Consider the following 20,272-nt stretch of genomic DNA (forward strand, 5'->3'; position numbering starts at 1 on the left):
TCAATAAAAAACAGCACAAAGTCGTTTAGAAAAGAATATGTCATTTATTAAGCGGCAGTGCCTGATCGCTTCTTAGATGAGAGCACATTAGATAGAAAAATTGCGTATTCTGTTAACACACCATATCAAAGCAAATCATTCGCCTATACGCGGCCATTTTTTTTTGAATAAACTATAATGTCAAAAATGCGGGAGGAGGGCAGAGCAATGGCAGAGAAAAAAAAGAAACAGCCGAAAAAAGAAAAAATCAAGGAAAAGACCGAGAAAAAGACTGAGGAAAGGATCGAGGAAAAGGCCAAAGAGCAGTCTCCTGAACGATCTCCATCAGTTTGGGACAATTTTTGGCGGATCCGACCCCATGAAGAAGAAGCAACCAACGAGACAAAAGGGGAGGAACAGCCCCGTTTCCGTTGGATATAAAAATCAAATGAATTTTTTTTCATCAATTGGAAGTCCTCGGGTTTTGGCTTGCGAAAATCCGAGGATTTTTATAAGGAGAAAACTTTTTTGTTTCTAATTTTCCGATAATTATATATAATATTGACAATCTAAACTAAATTGAAAGAGTGAAGGGAAATGACAAGTATTGCAAAAGAAAAACAACCCATGCCAAAAGGCGCAATGGCCACCGTATACGGCATCCTTTTGGCCATAAGCACCGGTCATCTTGTGAACGATTCCATCCAGTCGGTCGTCCCGGCTATGTACCCGATTTTAGAACATTCATTACATATTACTTATGCCCAAATTGGGTTGATTGCTTTTATGTTAAACATGACGTCCTCTGTGATGCAGCCGGTGTTTGGTGTATTTGCGGATAGAAGACCAACCCCTTTTTTGCTTCCTTTTGGGATGTTCATGAGTACATTAGGTCTGATCGGATTTTCCATATCCAATGAATTTTGGGCGCTGTTGGCATCGGTCATTTTCATCGGCCTTGGTTCAGCGGTTTTTCATCCTGAAGGCTCGCGGGTAGCGTATATGGCGGCAGGGAGCAAAAGAGGACTGGCACAATCCATTTACCAAGTAGGGGGGAATGCCGGCCAATCGCTAGCTCCTCTTTTCACAGCTTTGATTTTTGTTCCTTTAGGTCAAAGAGGAGGATTATGGTTTACATTCGTTACGGTTATGGGCATTATTTTATTATTTATGGTTTCGAGATGGTACAGCAGGCAGCCTGTCATTATAGAGAAAAAAAGAAGACAAGGTGCAAAACCGGCAAGTCAAAATACGAAAATTCAGCAATCGATTTCTGGCAAAATCAAATGGGCGATGGTCGTGTTGGTTTTCTTCGTGTTTGCTCGTTCTTGGTATTATGCCGGGATCTCCAATTTTTATCAATTTTATTTGTTGGATGATTATGGCTTATCGATTCAAGAAGCGCAAATTTATTTATTTGTTTTTTTAGTTGCTGGAGTGCTAGGAACATTTTTTGGCGGCCCGCTTGCAGACCGTTTCGGACGAAGAAATATCATCGCTGTTTCCATGCTCGGCTCCGCTCCGTTGGCTGTCCTATTGCCGCATGTTCCGTTATGGCTGGTAATTCCAATGATAGCACTTATTGGTTTTATTTTGATGACGAGTTTCAGTGTCACAGTCGTATATGCTCAAGAGCTGATGCCGAAGAAAGTAGGTATGGCTTCGGGGCTAATCGTCGGATTGGCTTTTGGAATGGGAGGAGTTGGATCCGTTTTATTTGGTTCGCTTGCCGATTTGTTCAGCATTCGCTTTGTCATGATTTTTTGTAGTTTATTGCCTCTTTTTGGATTGGTTTCTTGGCTGCTTCCGAGAGATGAAAAAGTTCGCGAGATAACAGGTCAATAGTTTCGTTGTGAATTGGCATGAGTGTTCCTTCATATCAATATGGACTTGTTCGATTGAAAATCATCGTTCGTTAGAAGCCTTAATTTGGTGCACTTATGAGTTTGCGGATGTCAATGCAAATAGAAGTCATTAAATGGCCTATCTTGCGGATAGGCCATCTTTTTTCGGAGATATTCCTACCATTTTGATCGATTTTGTATTATATTAATGAATATGAAAAGGAGGGAATGATATTGGAATTAGCAGCTCACAATCGTACAGAACAAATGAAAAAACCAATATCAGGTAAACCGCACTATTTTGATATTATGCTGAAAATCATATCAGCGGCCGTTCTTTTAGGAGGTGCCGTCTTTTTATACGAGCGGGTTTCCGTCAGTCAAGCTTTATTATATCTTCTTGGTGGCTTGGGTGGTTTTACTCTTTATCAAGCGCACTTTGGCTTCACTTCTGCTTGGCGTAAGTTCATTCTTTACCGAAAAGGGGAAGGTTTGCGTGCCCACATGATTATGTTGGCAACAGCAAGTCTTTTATTTTTACCTTTTCTAATAAAAGGATCCATATTCGGTCATCCAGTTGAAGGATATGTATCACCCGTCGGAATGTCTGTTTTGATCGGAGCCTTTTTGTTTGGCATTGGAATGCAGCTTGGAGACGGTTGTGCTTCTGGAACGCTTTATCATATAGGCGGCGGAGATGTTAACGGGATTGTGACGTTAATCGGATTTATTATAGGATCTGTAATCGCGACAACTCATTTCAATTGGTGGATGAATACGCCTCATTTTGAACCCATTTCCTTTATCCAAACCTTCGGGCCGCTGGGAGGATACATCTTTCAACTGATTATAATAGCCGTTGTGTTTGTTATCACGATTATGTTAGAGAAACGCCGAAATGGCCATTGGGTTGCGCCGACACTTAAACAGGGAAATGGTTGGAAATCGGTGTTTACCGGACCTTGGTCTCTTGTCATTGGCGGATTATTATTGGCTATTGTGAACACGCTCGTCCTGATTATTCAAGGAAAGCCTTGGGGAATCACTTCGGCGTTTGCCTTATGGGGAGCCAAAATTGTGCAGCTGTTCGGAGGCCATCCGGAACATTGGTCGTATTGGACTGATCCGGCGAGAGCAGCTTCTCTCCACAATCCATTATATATGGATATTACAACAGTGATGGATATTAGTGTGATGGTTGGAGCTTTATTGGCTGCGGCAGTTGCCGGTCGATTTAAGAAACCTATTCATTGGAAACGCCCGACAAGAATGACCATTGCTGCCCTATGCGGCGGAGTGATTATGGGTTATGGAGCTCGGATTTCCTTTGGCTGCAACATCGGATCTTATTTTGATGGAATCGCATCTTTCAGCGTTCATGGTTGGTTGTGGTTTGCTTCCGCTTATATAGGAAGTATGATTGGAGTCAAATTGCGCCCATATTGTGCTTATGAACAATAGAGAAAAGAGGGACTGGATTGTATTTCCAGTCCTTTTGTGTTTGGGAGAAAATAGTTAAAATCATCTAGGTTTGGGAAAGCAAATCGGTTTAATGAGCAATATGGCTTGATAAAGGATATAGTAAGAAAAAAAGGCCAAAATCATCATAAATCCTTGTAAAATGGGGAATGTATAGGAAACAAGCAGGGCGATGAATGTGCTGAAGGAATCGCCGGCATGAAAATAAGAACGGGGATGATTCCATTGAATAGCTTTCGACACAATCGTGGAGACGAAGAAAGCAAAAACTCGAACGTTTTCGTTGGAAGAGCAAAAGAATATTTAAAAGATAAGAGAAAAGCGATGAAACTTATTCGGCGGGCGACAATAAAAGCAGGAAAAAACAGAAGGCGCCTTCGTGATGTTTGGAACAATTTGCAATTATTATTAGAACTGGCTAAAGCTTGGTCGAAAGGGGAATACCGCCAAATTCCTTATCGTTCGATGCTGTCCATTTTTGCGGCCATCGTCTATTTTGCTGTCCCAACGGATGCGATTCCTGATGTCTTGCTAGGATTTGGACTGATCGATGACGCGGCCGTCATTGGTTTTACATTAAAATTAGTGGAAAAAGACTTAGAGCGATTTAAACAGTGGAAAGAAAAAAAGAACAGTCCCCAAATGATTGATACAAAAGAATAATTTTATAATCCATTGAAAAGAGCTTTAAAATAAGAGTTCATACTGAAAAAGAAATGTTCATGTTTAAAAAAGGGGGAGGGGAAAAAACGAATGAGACAAAAGAAATTCTTTTGCATCATTCCGTGTGGCAAACGGAAAATTTGGGATCAACATCCAGAGGCCGGACCGGTGCGGGCTGATGCGGCCTATATCGGAATATTTCATGGCCTTTGTCAAAACTACGCTCGCCTGTTTTTTGATCATTGGGGCATTTTGTCGGCTAAGCATGGGTTATTGCTTCCGGATGATATTGTCCCTGGTAATTATGATTTATCTTTTTCAGATCATCATCGAAAATCGGAAATGATCGAAATAAGCCAACTGAGAGAACAAGCGGAGGTAAAAGGAGCCGCTGCGGTTGACGTGGTTGTCATGTTGGGTGGAAAAAAATTTCAACCCATTTTGCGGGAAATGTTCCCGGAATGCCACGATATTCAGTTTCCGCTCCAAGGAAGCAGAGGGATCGGCGACATGCAAAAACGATTAAAAGACGCAATAGAAAACAGGAACCCCATTCATAAAATTGATTTCGATTAAAATTTATTATAATAATGTTATGTTAACAAGTGACCCACAATATGTAATGGTAATGTGCTCACTGATGAATAAATCAAAAAATCGGTAGCCTTTTTTTATTTTATCAGATGATTCAGCTGGGTGATGTCGGGTATATAAGAACCGACTTCTCTTGATGGATGTTCAATCCATCACTATGTTTGTTGCATGATGTTTTCAATATGAGTCCATTTTAACGTGTTTATCAAAAAGAAATGTTTGGAAACAGCTATTCGACTAAGTAGGAATTCAAATAAGTGTACATAATAATAAGCAAGATTGAAAAGGAAGGAAAGGATTCATTCATGGAGCATATTGAATATCCAGCTGAAGGCTACAGCAAAAAAAGATCCGCCTCTCAACAAGAAAAAAAACATCGTAAACCGGCGGCCGTATTATCAATCTCAACGGTTCCTCTTATTATGACACTTGGGAATTCTATGCTTATACCGGTTCTTCCAGTTATAGAAAAGCAATTGGGGATTTCGAATTTGCAATCGAGCTTGATTATTACGGTTTATTCAGTTGTTCCGATATTGCTTATTCCCATTGCTGGTTATCTTTCGGACAGACTGGGACGTAAAATGGTCATGATTCCGAGTTTGATCATTTCGGGAATAGGTGGGCTTTTGGCGGGATGGGCCTCTTGGAAGATGTCGAACCCATACTATATGATCCTGATCGGCAGGATGCTGCAAGGAGTGGGGGCATCTGGAGCTTTTCCTATTGTACTGCCCCTAGTCGGAGATTTGTTCCGACAAGAAGAGGAAGTAAGCGCGACGCTTGGTGTCATTGAAACGTCGAACACGCTTGGAAAAGTACTCAGTCCCATCTTGGGAGCTTTGTTGGCGGGTTGGATTTGGTTTATGCCTTTTTTTTCTTTTCCGTTATTTTGTTTAGTCTCTATTTTCCTTTTGCTTCTTTTCGTTAAAAGCCCAAAAAGAGAAGAAGAGAATAAAGAATCGATTCGTGAATTTATCCAAAAGGTGAAGGAAATTTTTCAGAGGGAAGGCAGATGGCTTTATGCCGTTTTTGCTATTGGGACTATATTAATGTTTGTTTTGTTTGGATTTCAATTTTATTTATCGAGCATCTTGGAAGATCAATTTCATACTGTTGGAATTATGAAAGGATTTTTGCTTGCGATCCCGCTCGCAGCTTTATGCTTTGCTTCTTTTTTAACCGGGAAATATATTAAAGGGAATAAAAAGACGATGAAATGGATTACAACGATCGGGCTTGTTGTCACTGCTATATCATTATGTATGATCCTTTTTTCAGATCGATTGTGGTATATATTAGCCATTTTTGTGATCTGCGGGATCGGCATTGGTGCCGGCTTGCCTTGTATGGATGCCATGATCACAAGCAGCATTGAAAAGGAAGAGCGAGGGACGATTACTTCTATTTACAGTGCTATGCGTTTTGCCGGTGTAGCAGCGGGGCCTCCTGTCAGCTCCATTCTCATGAAAAATTCGGAATTTGTGATGTTCTTTATTTTGGCCTTTTTATGCCTCGTATCCGCTTTTTTTTCGATGAAAGCAATAAAGCCAAATTCTTAATGAAAAAGAACGAGAAGGAATTTTTCTTTCTCGTTCTTTATGTTTGCATTGATTTTTCATCAAACTAAGGTAGCAAATAAAACAAAACAGCAAAGAAATGGGCAAATGATCCACCTAAAACAAACAGATGCCAAACCGCATGATGGTAATGAAATCCCCTCCACACGTAAAAAACTGTTCCCACTGTATAGAATATGCCGCCGATGACTAACAGTAAAATTCCGTTTGGAGCCACCGTTTCTGTCAGAGGACCCCATGCAACAACCACAAGCCAGCCCATCGCTACATACAAAAGAGTGGAGGTGTAAAGAAATTTATTCACAAAAAAACATTTAAAAATGGTTCCGCCCACAGCTATCCCCCACACGATGCCAAAAAGCGTCCATCCAAGCCAGCCTTTTATCGCCAGTAAAGCAAAGGGAGTATAAGTACCAGCGATAAAAAAATAGATCGACGAGTGATCGAAAATTTCAAATAATTTTTTTGCTTTCCCAGGCGGAAGGCTATGCACAATCGTGGAGGATAAGTATAAAAGAAGCATGGTGGCGCCGAACAACGTAAAACAAACGATATGAAGGGGTCCGCCATACGATGCAGAGTACACAATCAACATCACTAATGCCGCAATGCTAAACAGCGCTCCAATGCCGTGAGTAATCGAGTTGGCAATTTCCTCATTTTTTGAATAAGAATGCGTATTGGCCATTAGTCAGTCCTTTCCATCCATTAGGATCGTTCAACTTATTGAAAGACATTTGAAAAACTTTGTTATCCATAATGAAGCTTCCTATTCATTTTACCATAAAGTCTTTCGAGTATGTAAAATTGTACAGGTTAAATCTCAAAAAGTTATGGAAACAAATGTAAAATTAATGATAAATTAACAAATTTTTCATTCAGCATTAACAGTTTAATAGTTTAATAGATTACAGAGAAAAGAAACGATCTTGAACTAGGAGATGAAAAGTAGATGAAGCTGATTACGAAAAAAGGAGCCACATTCGCATTCGCACTAGCTTTAACCATTCCTGCTGTAACACCGGTTGCTGCGGCGAGTAACGAGAAAGTGAGCATTGATTCCATCCAATTTAACGGAATGAATCCACCTTCCACGATTGATCAAATGGTGAATACTTATACCGATGCATCAGTTGAGGTAAAATACAGCGATGGCAGAGTTCGAAAGTTTCCGCTTGCCTATAAAACATTGTTTAAATCGGAAGATCAAGTAGCCGCGAACAAAGGCGAAAAAATTCCGGCGGGTACACCGATTGATGTACATGGGAATCCCATTATGGATCACAGTGTTGAAGGTAAACCAACTTATTTTATATCGGATGCACCTGACTCAAATAGCTTATTAAATATAAAAGGTCAACTTTATATGGTGACCCATTATGAATACGACACATTTGATGCGGCCGGCCATTCAGCTTATGGATTAGTTCCAGCCTCTATGACTTTGACGAAATTAGCGCAGGATAAGAAAACTGGGGAGCTGAAAGCAGTAGAAGTGAAAAAAATTGATTTTTCTTCCGTAAATGGTCTTTGGATTCCATGTAATGGCAGTGTATCGCCTTGGAACACTCATCTCGGATCAGAAGAATATGAGCCGGATGCACGCAGTTTTGAATTCAATCCACAATCTTCTGCAAGAACCTGGACAGAAAGTTTTGCTAAGCTTTATTTTGGTGATGAATCGAAAGCAAATCCTTATTACTACGGATTTATTCCGGAGATTACGGTGAAGGAAGACGGTTCAACAAAGGTGGAAAAACATTATAGCGTTGGGCGCTTTTCACATGAATTAATGAAGGTGATGCCTGATAAACGTACAGCCTTTTTTGGTGATGATGGCTCTTATACTACTTTATTCATGTACGTAGCGGATAAGCCTGCGGATTTATCAGCAGGTACACTTTATGCTGCTAAATTTCATCAAACCGGTACTGAAAATGGCGGTAGCGGGAAATTAGAATGGATTAAGCTAGGTCATGCTACAGATAAAGAGATAAAAGATATCATTGACAGTGGCATTCAATTTAGTGATATTTTCGAAACTTCAGATGCGCCCAAAGAAGGCTTTACTGCCATCAAGCAATATTCCTACGGCAAAACAGAATATTTAAAATTAAAACCAGGAATGGAAAAAGCAGCTGCCTTTTTAGAATCACGACGTTATGCAGCCATGCTTGGAGCGACATCTGAATTTAATAAAATGGAAGGTGTTGCACTTAATGCAAAAGATAAAAAAGTTTATATAGCCATTTCAGACCAAAGCAGCGGAATGGCAAAAGATACAAAAGGAACAGATCCTGTTGACGATATTCAATTACCAGTCATTAAATCGGGTGTCACGTACCAATTGGATTTAACCGGCGGGCAAAAAGATAAGGATGGAAATGCCATTGATAGCGACTATGTTGCCGCGACCATGTCTGGTTTAATTGCCGGTGAAGATTTAACAACAGCGGATTCATACGGCAATACGGCTAATGTGGACAAAGTAGCCAATACGGATAATTTAAGCTATTCCGAGCCGCTTAGAACATTATTCATAGGCGAAGACAGCGGAAAACATACGAACAACTTTGTGTGGGCGTACAATGTCGATACAAAAAAATTGTCCCGTATTTTATCTGTTCCGGCCGGGGCAGAAGCAACCGGTTTGTCAGCGGTAGATAATATGAACGGTTTCTCTTATATTTTGAGCAATTTCCAGCATCCTGGAGATGAATTAGATCAAAACAGCATTACGGCTGTTGACAAATCAGAGTTAAAAAAAGCGATGGAAGAAAAGATTGGAATCGATAAAACAGGCGGTGTTGGGTATATAACCGGACTGCCTTCACTCACAAAATTGCCGAAGCCTTATAAATTCAAAGATGTAGACAAAAGTCATTGGGCTTATGAATATGTCTCGGATTTACAATTAAGAGGAATCGCAAAAGGCATGACAGAAAAATCTTTTGTGCCGAACCAAAATGTGACTCGCGGCCAGTTTACTTCCCTTATCGTCCGTGCTTTAGGATTAGAAGCAAAGGGAAAACCGCCATTTAAGGATATTAAAGGTTTGGAACTTTCTCAAGATATTGCCGCAGCCTATGAAGCAGGAATCATTGATGGAAAAACAAAGGATAAATTTGCTCCGAACGACACAATTACTCGCGAGCAAACAGCGAAAATCTTAATGAAGGCCTATGAAGTGAAAACGGGACAACGTATTGCGACCACACATAAAACCATTTTTAAAGATACATCTGCGATTTCAGCAGAATTTTTGCCCTATGTCAATGCGGCCTACGAAAAAGGCTTCCTTAGTGGCTATCGAGATGGTACCTTTGCTCCTAATAAAAACTTAACTCGTGCTCAAGCGGCCAAACTCGTTGATTTATTTTTAAAAAATGTGGAATCATAGACAAACGGTTGATCCGTTATGCCGATGAGTATCTTTGCTGATCATCGTTGCTTGTTTGTAAAGACTGTGAGTAACTCTGATGTTTATACAGTGGCTTATTCGAACATAAGGATGGTTGTTAAAATAGGAAAAGGCTGGCTCAATATCGCTCCAACGCGATGTTTTGAGTCAGTCTTTTTTTGACAATGGGAGGTATGATAGTTTTCAAAGGCTTGCTTTTTTAATTAAATGTGTATGAATAAGAGAGAGCAGATGCCGTTAAAGAATGCTAAAAAACATGATGAAAAAGCGATGCTGGAATTCGTTACTGCACACTTTCAGAATGAATTGTTTTGAAAAAAAGAAAAAAGTAAGATAGTATAGGAAACGAATATTTACAAAATAAGAAGGAAGAGAGATATGATTGTAAAAACGGAACAAGAACTAGAAGGGTTAAAGCAAAGCGGTAAAGTGATGGCCGCGATTCGCGACCAATTAAAAATCCATACAAAGCCCGGCATCACAACAAAGGAATTAGATGAATTAGCCGGAAAATTATTTGCAGAATACGGTGCAGAATCAGGACCGAAAAAAGAATACAATTTTCCCGGCTATACTTGTATAAGCGTGAATGATGAAGTAGCACACGGAATACCCGGCGACAAGGTCATTCAAGAAGGGGATCTTGTAAATATTGATGTCTCCGGGTCTTTCGACGGTTTTTTTACAGATACGGGAATTTCATTTGTTGTCGGCAATGGGGATCCAGAACTGTATCGATTATGTGAAACGGCGGAGAAAGCTTTTCAACAAGGAATATTAAAAGCAAAAGCGGGGTCTAAACAAAATCAAATTGGTAAAGCAGTGATGAAAGAAGCAAAGCGCAATGGCTTTTCTGTCATCCTGAATTTAACCGGCCATGGAGTTGGCCGATCACTCCATGAAAAGCCCGATCATATATTGAATTATTACGACCCGTGGGATAATGAATTATTAAAAGAGGGTCTTGTCATTGCGGTTGAGCCGTTTATCTCTACAGGGGCTGATATGATTGAAGAAGCAGGAGATGGATGGACTTACAAAACTCCTGACGGCAGCCTGGTGGCTCAAGTGGAGCATACTATTATCGTAACAAAAGATAAGCCGATTATTTTGACTTTGTAGAAGGAGAAAAGAAATCGACAGCTGGTAGGCTGTCGATTTTTTCGTATTTATGAAATCGTTGTTTCTTCCTCTAAGACGTACGAATTTCGTCCTGCACCTAGTCCAGAAACCAATTGAACGGTTGTGGCTGCCACCAGAAGAAAGAGGGGAACGAACCAGTGGCCTGTCAAGTCATGCAAAAGTCCAAACAGAAAAGGGCCAAATGCTGCGAACAAATATCCGATTGATTGAGCCATACCCGAAAGTCTTGCCGCCGTATAATCCGTTTTTGCCCGCAAAGAAATAAAAGTCAAAGCTAAACCGAACGTCGCTCCTTGCGAGATGCCTATGAGCAAAACCCACCAAATCGTATAATCGGGATTTTCCATTAGAAGTCCTGCATAGCCGATAATCCCGATCAAGCAGACGATGGTGGATAAAAGCCGCTGACTACTCCAGCGCTCTGCAAGGATCGGAACTATAAAGGTCGCCGGCATACCAACAAACTGCATGATGGAGACCATCCAACCCGATGCCTCAGCACTCATTCCACGATCTTGAAAAACGTTGGGAAACCAGTTAATGGATATATAAAAAACAAAAGACTGGAAACCCATAAAAATCGTCACTTTCCAAGCAAGCTTGGATCTCCAGAGCCGGTTTTTTTCCTTGTTTTTATACGTTGGTAAGTGGTTCATCGTTGTATGGCGGAGCTGAGGCTGCCAAATGAACAGCGCCACAAGCGACAACAAAGCCCAAAACATAAGGGAGCCTTGCCATCCATAGCCAAGAGCATGAGTCAATGGAACACTTAGGCCGGATCCAAGTGCGGCAAAAGTGTTCATCGAAAGAGAATATCCGCCTGTCATCAGCCCTACTTGATGAGGGAAATCCCTTTTGATCAGCCCCGGCAAAAGAACATTGCCAGCAGCAATCGCCGTTCCTATCATAAATGTTCCTAAAAATAACGTAAAAATAGAGGAACAGGAACGTATGAATATGCCCGCCGTCAATAACAGCAAGCTGAAAAAGAGGGTTCGTTCCATTCCAAACTTCCCAGAAAGTTGAGGAACCAGTGGGGAAAAAACGAAAAATGCCATAAGCGGGAGTGTGGAAAGCAACCCGGCCACGGAATGGGACAAACCTAAATCTTCTCTGATAAAACCGAGCACCGGCCCCACTGCGGTCAGAGAAGGGCGTAAATTGGCTGCTACGAATAAAATTACTATTACTAAGAAGACCCATTTTTTATCAAAATGTTTGAACGCAGCCGTTTCTTTCATGACAAAACCACCTTTCATTCACATGCATCCAGTCAATAATTTAAGGAAAATGATTGCAAAATGACGGTACGGCCTCCCATTTTAACGTCTCAATCCATTAAGACTCATCCGCCATCCACAAACTGTTGATGAGTGTATCAACATTTAGGGAGTTCATACAGTCGGTTGAACGGATCGTTTAAAAGGCCATTGGCTTAAATGAAAAAAGACTCGAATCCCAGTATATCATATTTCAAAACATGACAGCCGTAAATGTGCCATGACATATCCTAAATTACATTGCGAACTTTCTTCAGTCGCCAGGGCAAAGAATGATAGTAGAACAATAAAAAAAGGAGACCTTAAGGGGGTCTCCTCTTGATTAGCTAAAAGCCTGCCGTTTTTCGTGAAAGGTGTGGCTTGAGTTTGTTTGCGCAAAGAAGGATAGAAGATCAGTCCACTAGCCAATAAAGCGGCTCCGAACAAAAATGTTTTTAAATCAGAAGTACCTGCATAAATGACCCAAATGGAATAAATAGTGGACAATAAAGCAATAAGACCATCGGTGTACCGGCTTTTGTTAAGCTGATACGTTTCACCGGTACAAACGAGCTTAAGCTGGAACAAGGATGCAATAAGATAAGGCATGAGATAAGCCAATGTGGCGATATAAATGACAAAGTCAAATGCATGGGCCATTGAATTGGATATGGTTGAAAAAATAAAGAGTTGTCCAAGAACGTTTGACAGCCATAAGGAAAAGGATGGAACGCCTCTTTTGTTTTCTTTTAGAAAAGAAGCTAAAAACAATCCTTGCTTAGCCGCTTGATAAGGAACCTCGGCGCTCATTAACACCCAACCTATTGTGGAGCCGGCTAAACTAATCAAGCCCAATCCAGCGATTAAATAAGCTCCGATTGGTCCGATTATGGTTTCAATAGCATCCACGAGTGGTTTTTCGGAATGTATTAGAGTTTCCTGTGGCAGAACGCCCATCACCAGCAAGGAAATACCGATATAAATCGCCAATGCAATCATTAGCCCAATAATAGTGGCCCGTTTTATATCACTTTGTTTTTTGGCTCTGGAGGCAAATACAATAGCCGATTCAACACCTACGAAAGCCCAAAGTGTTGAGACAGCTGCGTGGTTTATTTGTGTTAAAATTCCTAATGGATGTCCGCTATCATCTAAGCGTGGAGCCGTAAATGGAAGCAAATTACTTTTTTGAAACGCAAACAGGCTTAGGACAATAAATAAAAAGAAACCGATCACTTTTGCGCTCGTGGCCAAAAAATTGATTTTTCCGGCTCCTTCAATTCCTCTTAAAATTAAAAAATGTGTAAACCAAAGCATGGCGGTGCATATAATAAAGGTTAGAACGTTGCCTGTTTTGAAAGCAACGGTTCCGATTGTGAATAACGGGGCTTTGCTGTTTAAAATGGGAAAAAAGGTTGCTAAATAGCTTGTAAAAGTAGTGATAATAGCAACATTTCCAGCGAAGTTTCCGATCCAATACCCCCAAGAAGACATAAATCCTGACAATGTGGAAAGTGTTGATCCCTCTTTAAACAGTTCTTTTGCGTAAATTTGTGGTCCGCCGTTCAGTTCTGGTTTTCGGATGGATAAATTACCGAAGACAAGAGCCGTTGTGAGGACACCGAAACCAGTTAAAGACCATCCCAATAACACAGCAGCTGGATTGGCGGCTTCAGAAAGCGTTCGTGGCAACATGAATATTCCGGATCCTACCATATTTCCAACGACCAGTGCGGTCAAAAGCCAAAACCCTAATCGTTTTTGTTCCATTGAATCAATGAACCCCTTTCTACTTGGATGACGAAACAGTGCTGCAAATGTAAAACGGGGATTGACATTTGCGAAAATGTAATGAGAATGTGTTTATTTATTCGCAACCAGGCAGGCATGTTTTTTATGCATCCTTCATCCGGTAACGTTTACCGCCGTCTCGTTTGAAATTTTCGCAGATGCCTTCAAAATAGTATTCAAGTACGTTGAAAACAGCCCGATCAGTCAATCGATCATTATTTGTATATTTTTGCAGAAATGACTATCATTCTTCATTGTGAAGGTATGATTATTTAGAACGCAAAATAAATATACAACAATCGACACAATTCGTCTATTGTTATTTTTATCCGCAGAAAAATCCTTTTGCTGTAAGTTTCACGATATCTTAAGGAAAAAAGGAAGCGAATGGTATTTTGAAGTCGTTCTCACTAAAATCGGTCTTTTAAGGTTATAATCTGTCTTCTCGAGGCATAATCTTAATACGTAGTAGCCATTCAATAGAACGAATGGGAGGACTAGAAATTTGAGCGAGATTGGCTTTCTGTCAATTAAGTGGTAAGATAGAAGTACGACTTGTTGCTTTATCAGTAAAGTCAGGGCCCTCATCCCAAAATTGGTCGTATACTGTTATGAAGTTGTTCTTCATTCTACTTGAGATCGGGCTTTTTGTGTTTTGCAGAAACATCATCAATTATAATAAAGGGGTCTTTATTTGTGTATTATAATAAACGGAATCAAGAAGAAGTTGAAATGGTCGAAACGAGTGTCTACGCTTGCCAATCGCCTGATTGCAATGTTTGGATGAGAAAAGAATTTGCGACACCCAATTTGCATTGCCCAATTTGCGGAAGTGAAATGAAAGAAGAGATACGGGAGTTATATCCAATCAAAAAGAACTAATGTATGATGGCAGCTGCCTATAAGTGGCAGCTTTTCTTTTTTTATGACGAGTTTATGTTCTCGCTTTACTTTAAGGCGTTCCCACAAACGCTTAGAAAAAGAATAAAGTCCTCTTTTTTGGGGAAGATTTCCTTTAGATACTAACCCCATGAAGGAGGAATTGGATGTTTTCGGAAAATGCAAGCCAACACATGCCTCCATTTCCCGAGTCTTTTTGGAGATCCAATTTGGAATTACCGTCTTTTCCGAAACTGGAGAAAGATATAGAGGTGGACATTTCCATTGTTGGTGGCGGAATTGTCGGAATCACTTCTGCCAACTTATTAGGAAAAGCAGGAATGAAAGTCGCTCTGATCGACGCTGGCAAAATTCTCACTGGCACAACGGGGCACACAACTGCCAAAATTACCGCTCAGCATGATTTAATCTACCACGAATTGATGGAACATTTTGGATTGGAGAAAGCACGTGGTTATTATGAAGCGAATATGTCTGCCTTACATTTTATCCGCGACACCGTTTTACGTCATCAAATCGAATGCGATTTTACCGAAGAAGATGCTTATCTCTACACGAATACGGATTCTTATATAAGCAAACTTGAAAAGGAGATGGAGGCCTATGAAAAACTGGGGATAGAGGGAGACTATCGCAACTCTATTCCCGTTGATATACCCGTAAAAGCAGCCGTTAGGATGAATGCGCAAGGCCAATTCCATCCGTTAAAATATTTAAAAAAACTATTGGAAGAGACCGAACATCAAGGAGCAGAAATATTTGAAAATACGACCGCAGTGGATATAGAGCAAGGGAATGAGATAAAAGTTGTTGCTAGAAATGGCTGCACGATTTCATGTAAGCAAGTAGTCATTGCGTCCCATTATCCGTTTTACGATGGGGCAGGATTTTATTTTGCCAGAATGTATCCAGAAAGATCTTATCTTCTTGCCGTCAAACCTCAAAAAACATTTTCTGGCGGCATGTATCTTATGGTTGAAGAACCAACACGATCGTTGCGGTATACGCTGTGCGACAATGAAAAAATATTGCTTGTAGGCGGGGAACGTCATAAGACTGGACAAGGGATTTCTACGATACATCATTATGAAGCACTGCAAAAATACGCAGAAGAAACATTTGGAATCAACGAATTTTTGTACCGCTGGTCGGCGCAAGATTGGACGACATTAGATAAAGTGCCTTTTATTGGGCGAATCACTTCTGAAAAACCGAATATTTATGTTGCAACGGGTTTTCGAAAGTGGGGAATGACAAACGGAACAGCGGCAGCCCAATTAATCAGTGATTTAATTTTAGAAAAGCCCAATCCTTATGAAGAGTTGTTTACTCCTTCTCGTTTCAACGTGGATCCATCAGTGAAAACATTGATTAGAGAAAATACCAATGTCGCGGGGCATTTATTAAAAGGGAAATGGGAATCCCCGTTAAAAACGGTGGATGATTTACAAACGGATGAAGGCTCTGTCATTCGTGTGAACGGAAAAAGAGCGGGGGCCTATAAAGATAAAAATCAAAACGTATATATGGTGGATACCACTTGCCGGCATATGGGGTGTGAAGTGGAATGGAACAGTGGTGATCGTACTTGGGATTGCCCGTGCCACGGGTCACGTTATTCAGTGACAGGAGAAGTATTGGAAGGACCGGCGAAACAGCCGCTCAATAAGGTGGAAGAATGAAAAAATTTGGTTTCGATGGTAAGGATAAGGGAAACTTCCATCAGCAGGGGCAGTGTCCCCGCTGATGGTTGGCTGAACGAATCGAATTTTTAGGCGGTAGCCTGGCGCCAAATTGTTTTTGTCCATCATGGCCTTAATGAGGACGTTGGCGGAGATGATATTTTTTGAAGGCTTTCGAATTCAAAAGGATGGGAGAGGCGATGGACGTTTCTTTCTATTTTTTTCCTTTTTTAAAGGGTGGTTAAAATGCCTAGCAATACATATGCGGCTGTCGGTATGCCATAATAAATAAACTGATTTGTTGGAACGTTGTTCACTTTTTCCACCTCCCTCTTTATAGCCTCCCCTTAAGCTTTGCTTTTCATGATAAATGGTTGGCCATGGAATTGACAAAATTTTAATTCAATTTATAGTGGAAGTAGACGAAAAAATGAAAATTCACTGTATGTAAAGGGTGGATCTACATAATGGCAGAGAATGCTCGAATAAATACTATTTCATATCCATATTCGGAAGAGGGGTTTTGGCAAGGGGCGAAAGACTGCGTGCCCACATTATTGGGCTATTGGAGCATCGGTTTTGCAGCCGGTGTGGTGGAAAAAACAGCGGGGCTTACCATCGCGGAAATTGTGCTGATTTCCCTTATTCTTTATGCCGGATCGGGGCAATTTATTGCATCAGGAATGATCGCGGCCGCAAATCCTGTTTCCGCTATTATTTTTACGATCTTTTTTATTAATCTTCGTCATCTTCTCATGAGTGCAGCGATATCCCCTTATTTTCGTCATCTTCCTTTGTGGAAAAATGTGTTGACCGGTTCGTTGTTAACGGATGAAACATTTGGCGTTGCGATGAATCATTTATCTAATCGAGCAGCCGGAAGTTTTAAATGGATGCTCGGTTTGAATGTCACTGCTTATGTCAACTGGCTAATTGGCAATGTAGCAGGTGGATTTTTTGGAGAATGGATTCCAGATCCGAATGCATTTGGACTTGATTTTGCCCTGCCAGCGATGTTTATTGGATTGCTTGTTTTACAGATTACTAGCAGAAAAAAATGGATGGTCGATTTAGCAGTGGCTATATGCAGTGCATCATCGATCGTGATCTTAAGCTTTTTTGTTTCGGGCAGCACGGGAGTGATTACCGCAGCCATCGTGGCGGCAACAGCGGGGGTGTTTATTGAAAAATGGAAATAAGATCATATGTTTTGGCGGTCATTATTGGATCGGGGATTGTCACGATCATACCGCGAATTCTTCCGCTGATGATTTTAAGCCGATTTCAATTGCCCCAATGGGCTGAACGTTGGTTAAGCCATGTGCCTGTTGCGGTCATGACGGCCCTGTTGGCGCAAGAGCTGCTGCTTTCAAACGGAAAATTTTCGATCATGGAAAATCGACTGGAGTTGTTGGCAGCCATACCGGCATTTGTGGTGGCGCTTGCGACCCGCAGTTTATTAGGGACGGTTGTGATAGGAATTGTCGCGATGATGGCTGCGCGCTTTTTTATTTAGGTTAGAATAAAGAAAACGGGAAGGAATCATTTTCCTTCCCATTTTTTAACCGTCCTAATAGATGAAAAACCGTAAGAGCTTCTTTTTTCCATTTCCAGTTTACCTTTTTGGTTGCCACCAACTGCTCCTTTAATACCGATCCGTACATCCATCCACCGATCAACTGGACTTTCAAAGGTCTAAGCAATGTTAAGAAGCTTATTCTTCTTTGTTGGCTAAGCAGCGGTCGCATTCCATCATATACGATTCAGCCTGTTCTTCAATATATTCACCGCATTCCGGACAAACTTTTTTAGGAAGATCACGGAACATTTCAACCGGACTTGGAACCATTTTTATTCCTCCTTATCAAATTTTTTCATTTTTGTTCTAATGAAGCCGAATATTGTCTCAATGAAAAAATAATGAACTTATGAAGTGGATGAAACGGATGTTATTCTTCTGATTGCGCAAGGCAGCGATCGCACTCCATCATATAAGATTCCGCTTGCTCATCCATATGCTGGCCGCATACCGAACAAACTTTAATGGATATGGTTTGGAAAAATTCAACCGGACTTTGAACCATTTCAGGCACCTCCTTTTTATAATACAGATTATAAAATATTGTTTCTGTTATAATACAGTATACACAACATTTTTCTTGTTGTGTACCCCTTTTTTAAAAAATTTAAAAAAATAAAATATAAATGAATATTCGCTGAAAAGAATGGATCTAATTTTCATGCAATAGAATTTTTATTTATTTCCATATGAAAGGAAAAAGGGTCGTAAAAGAATTTTTACTATGATAAAAGTATGAACAAAATGGTTCCGCTTAATCCAAAATAAGCGAAACAGATTTTCTATCGCTTCACTTGAAAAAACAGAAGTCGCTCCTTTTTAAAAGAATGAAACTTGTCATTTCACTTTGGTCCAATCAGCTTTTTCGCCGCGAGCTTTTCGTGTACACAGCTGTTTTATTTCGTTGTTTACAATAGATTGATATCTTGGTATAGTATTTTCGAGAATGGATAGATCGTCTATTCATTTGGGCAGCGGTTCTAATTATTTCTTTTAGTTTGGATTGAAACCGCTGCCATTAACATGTTATTGGAGGAGAGCTGCTGTGAGAGTTGTTTTTTTTCTAACTGGTTTGCTGTTAGTGTATGGGCTTGCCATGTTGGTCAGCTATGATCGAAAACATGTGCGCTATAAGGCAATTTTTACTATGCTGATTGCCCAATTAGTACTTGCTTTTATTATGTTTAATACAAAAGCAGGCATTTCGGTCATTGGATTTGTGTCGAAAATGTTCAGTAAATTGCTTGAGATGGGCAGTAAAGGGGTCGACTTTGTTTTTGGAGGGTTGGAAAACAAAGGGATATCCAATTTTTTTCTTGATGTGTTAATGCCTATTATTTTTATTTCGGTTTTGATCGGTATTTTGAACTATTTCAAAATTTTGCCTGTGATTATTAAATATGTTGGCCTTGTTTTAAGCAAACTAAACGGGATGGGGAAACTAGAAAATTACATTGCGGTTTCTTCTGCTGTCTTAGGACAATCAGAAGTGTTTTTGACGACGAAAAAGCAAATTGGACACATTTCCCGGAAGCGTTTGTACACACTATGTACGTCGGCTATGAGCGCTGTCAGCATATCGATTGTCGGTGCTTATATGACCATGCTGGAGCCGAAATACGTCGTGATTGCGATAATACTCAATATATTTTCCGCTTTGATTGTCGGAAATATCATTAATCCTTATGAAATTTCAGAGGAAGAGGACTTGCTTGTCGTTGAAGAAACAAAAAAATTGAGCTTTTTTCAAATGATCAGCGAAAGTATCATGGATGGGCTGAAAGTAGCTATTATTGTAGCAGCGATGTTAATTGGATTTATTGCATTGATCAACTTAATTGATTATCTCTTTACGCTGGTCTTCCATATATCATTCCAAACAATACTCGGCTATGTCTTTTCTCCTATCGCCTTTTTAATGGGTGTTCCTTGGGGAGAAGCAGTCAAAGCCGGCAGCATCATGGCTACAAAATTAGTGACAAATGAATTTGTGGCGATGGCTAATTTTACAAAAATATCCCACTCGCTGTCCGAAAAAACAGTTGGAATTGTCTCCGTGTTCCTGATCAGTTTCGCGAATTTTAGTTCGATCGGAATTGTCACTGGCGCCGTGAAAGCGTTAAATGACAAACAAGGAGACGCAGTGGCGAATTTTGGCTTGAAATTATTGTATGGTTCAACTTTGGCGTCCATTTTATCCGGGACGATTATCGGTTTATTTTTGTAATGGGGAATGGTGGTTGAATAAAAAGGATCGGTCTTCATGTTGTGGTTTAACAAAATGGAAGTAGAGTGATACCATGGATGCCAGCGGTGATCAGTGAGGGTGAAATTCAAAATTCATGGCAATTTCACATC

The 20,272-nt window shown here is 40.4% G+C and carries 18 protein-coding genes; 13 read left to right on the top strand and 5 right to left on the bottom strand.

Annotated elements, in window-relative coordinates; translation table 11 throughout:
• Nucleotides 1-207: 207 nt before the first annotated feature.
• The 6 genes from NST81_RS07740 (at nt 208) to NST81_RS07765 (ending at nt 6,121) form a co-directional block, all read left to right on the top strand.
• A complete protein-coding gene (locus NST81_RS07740) occupies nt 208-420 on the top strand; it encodes a hypothetical protein (RefSeq protein WP_341029212.1) in 213 nt (70 codons plus the stop codon).
• Between the two features lie 156 nt (nt 421-576).
• Nucleotides 577-1,824, top strand: a complete 1,248-nt coding sequence (locus NST81_RS07745; RefSeq protein ID WP_048623218.1) for an MFS transporter — start codon at nt 577-579, stop codon at nt 1,822-1,824.
• Between the two features lie 233 nt (nt 1,825-2,057).
• Entirely contained in the window at nt 2,058-3,284 is a 1,227-nt protein-coding gene (locus NST81_RS07750; RefSeq protein WP_412677281.1) for a YeeE/YedE family protein, read from the top strand.
• Nucleotides 3,285-3,500: 216 nt separating this feature from the next.
• Nucleotides 3,501-3,965, top strand: coding sequence for a YkvA family protein (locus NST81_RS07755; protein WP_341029218.1), 465 nt, complete (start codon nt 3,501-3,503; stop codon nt 3,963-3,965).
• A gap of 90 nt (nt 3,966-4,055) precedes the next feature.
• Nucleotides 4,056-4,541, top strand: a complete 486-nt coding sequence (locus tag NST81_RS07760) for a DUF6884 domain-containing protein (RefSeq protein ID WP_341029220.1) — start codon at nt 4,056-4,058, stop codon at nt 4,539-4,541.
• Between the two features lie 323 nt (nt 4,542-4,864).
• On the top strand, nt 4,865-6,121 hold the full coding sequence (locus tag NST81_RS07765; protein WP_048623221.1) for an MFS transporter: 1,257 nt from the start codon (nt 4,865-4,867) through the stop codon (nt 6,119-6,121).
• A 64-nt stretch (nt 6,122-6,185) separates the two neighbouring features.
• On the opposite strand, the gene trhA is transcribed toward NST81_RS07765, so the two are convergent.
• Entirely contained in the window at nt 6,186-6,827 is a 642-nt protein-coding gene (gene trhA, locus NST81_RS07770) for a PAQR family membrane homeostasis protein TrhA (protein WP_048623222.1), read from the bottom strand.
• A gap of 264 nt (nt 6,828-7,091) precedes the next feature.
• On the opposite strand from trhA, the gene NST81_RS07775 reads away from it, so the two are divergent.
• Together NST81_RS07775 and map are read left to right on the top strand one after the other, a co-directional pair.
• Nucleotides 7,092-9,539, top strand: a complete 2,448-nt coding sequence (locus NST81_RS07775) for an S-layer homology domain-containing protein (protein WP_048623223.1) — start codon at nt 7,092-7,094, stop codon at nt 9,537-9,539.
• Between the two features lie 399 nt (nt 9,540-9,938).
• Nucleotides 9,939-10,682 (top strand): type I methionyl aminopeptidase, encoded by a 744-nt coding sequence (map, locus tag NST81_RS07780; protein WP_003352749.1) that lies wholly within the window; start codon nt 9,939-9,941, stop codon nt 10,680-10,682.
• A 47-nt stretch (nt 10,683-10,729) separates the two neighbouring features.
• Here the strand turns inward: map and NST81_RS07785 are convergent, their stop codons facing one another.
• Both NST81_RS07785 and NST81_RS07790 read right to left on the bottom strand, forming a co-directional pair.
• Nucleotides 10,730-11,944: a CynX/NimT family MFS transporter gene (locus NST81_RS07785; protein ID WP_341029228.1), complete on the bottom strand. Its 1,215-nt coding sequence runs from the start codon at nt 11,942-11,944 to the stop codon at nt 10,730-10,732.
• 225 nt (nt 11,945-12,169) lie between these two features.
• Nucleotides 12,170-13,732 carry an amino acid permease gene (locus NST81_RS07790; RefSeq protein ID WP_244878051.1) on the bottom strand — a complete coding sequence of 521 codons (1,563 nt, stop codon included), beginning with the start codon at nt 13,730-13,732 and terminating at the stop codon, nt 12,170-12,172.
• Between the two features lie 717 nt (nt 13,733-14,449).
• On the opposite strand from NST81_RS07790, the gene NST81_RS07795 reads away from it, so the two are divergent.
• The 4 genes from NST81_RS07795 to NST81_RS07810 all read left to right on the top strand — a co-directional run bounded on the left by NST81_RS07795 (nt 14,450) and on the right by NST81_RS07810 (nt 17,851).
• A complete protein-coding gene (locus tag NST81_RS07795) occupies nt 14,450-14,635 on the top strand; it encodes a cold-inducible protein YdjO-related protein (RefSeq protein ID WP_040340877.1) in 186 nt (61 codons plus the stop codon).
• A gap of 164 nt (nt 14,636-14,799) precedes the next feature.
• A complete protein-coding gene (locus tag NST81_RS07800) occupies nt 14,800-16,335 on the top strand; it encodes an FAD-dependent oxidoreductase (RefSeq protein WP_341029232.1) in 1,536 nt (511 codons plus the stop codon).
• Nucleotides 16,336-16,802: 467 nt separating this feature from the next.
• Nucleotides 16,803-17,534 (top strand): AzlC family ABC transporter permease, encoded by a 732-nt coding sequence (locus tag NST81_RS07805; protein ID WP_341029235.1) that lies wholly within the window; start codon nt 16,803-16,805, stop codon nt 17,532-17,534.
• On the top strand, nt 17,525-17,851 hold the full coding sequence (locus NST81_RS07810) for an AzlD domain-containing protein (protein WP_003352756.1): 327 nt from the start codon (nt 17,525-17,527) through the stop codon (nt 17,849-17,851). Before NST81_RS07805 ends, NST81_RS07810 begins: the two co-directional genes overlap by 10 nt.
• A gap of 198 nt (nt 17,852-18,049) precedes the next feature.
• On the opposite strand, the gene yhfH (NST81_RS07815) is transcribed toward NST81_RS07810, so the two are convergent.
• Nucleotides 18,050-18,184, bottom strand: a complete 135-nt coding sequence (gene yhfH, locus NST81_RS07815) for a protein YhfH (protein WP_003352759.1) — start codon at nt 18,182-18,184, stop codon at nt 18,050-18,052.
• 100 nt (nt 18,185-18,284) lie between these two features.
• Nucleotides 18,285-18,419, bottom strand: a complete 135-nt coding sequence (gene yhfH, locus NST81_RS07820; protein ID WP_003352761.1) for a protein YhfH — start codon at nt 18,417-18,419, stop codon at nt 18,285-18,287.
• Nucleotides 18,420-18,959: 540 nt separating this feature from the next.
• On the opposite strand from yhfH (NST81_RS07820), the gene NST81_RS07825 reads away from it, so the two are divergent.
• On the top strand, nt 18,960-20,141 hold the full coding sequence (locus NST81_RS07825; RefSeq protein WP_270584306.1) for a NupC/NupG family nucleoside CNT transporter: 1,182 nt from the start codon (nt 18,960-18,962) through the stop codon (nt 20,139-20,141).
• The last annotated feature ends 131 nt before the right edge of the window (nt 20,142-20,272 follow it).

The organism is Bacillus sp. FSL W8-0223 (assembly GCF_038006805.1).
Lineage (GTDB): Bacteria > Bacillota > Bacilli > Bacillales > DSM-4216 > Bacillus_O > Bacillus_O smithii.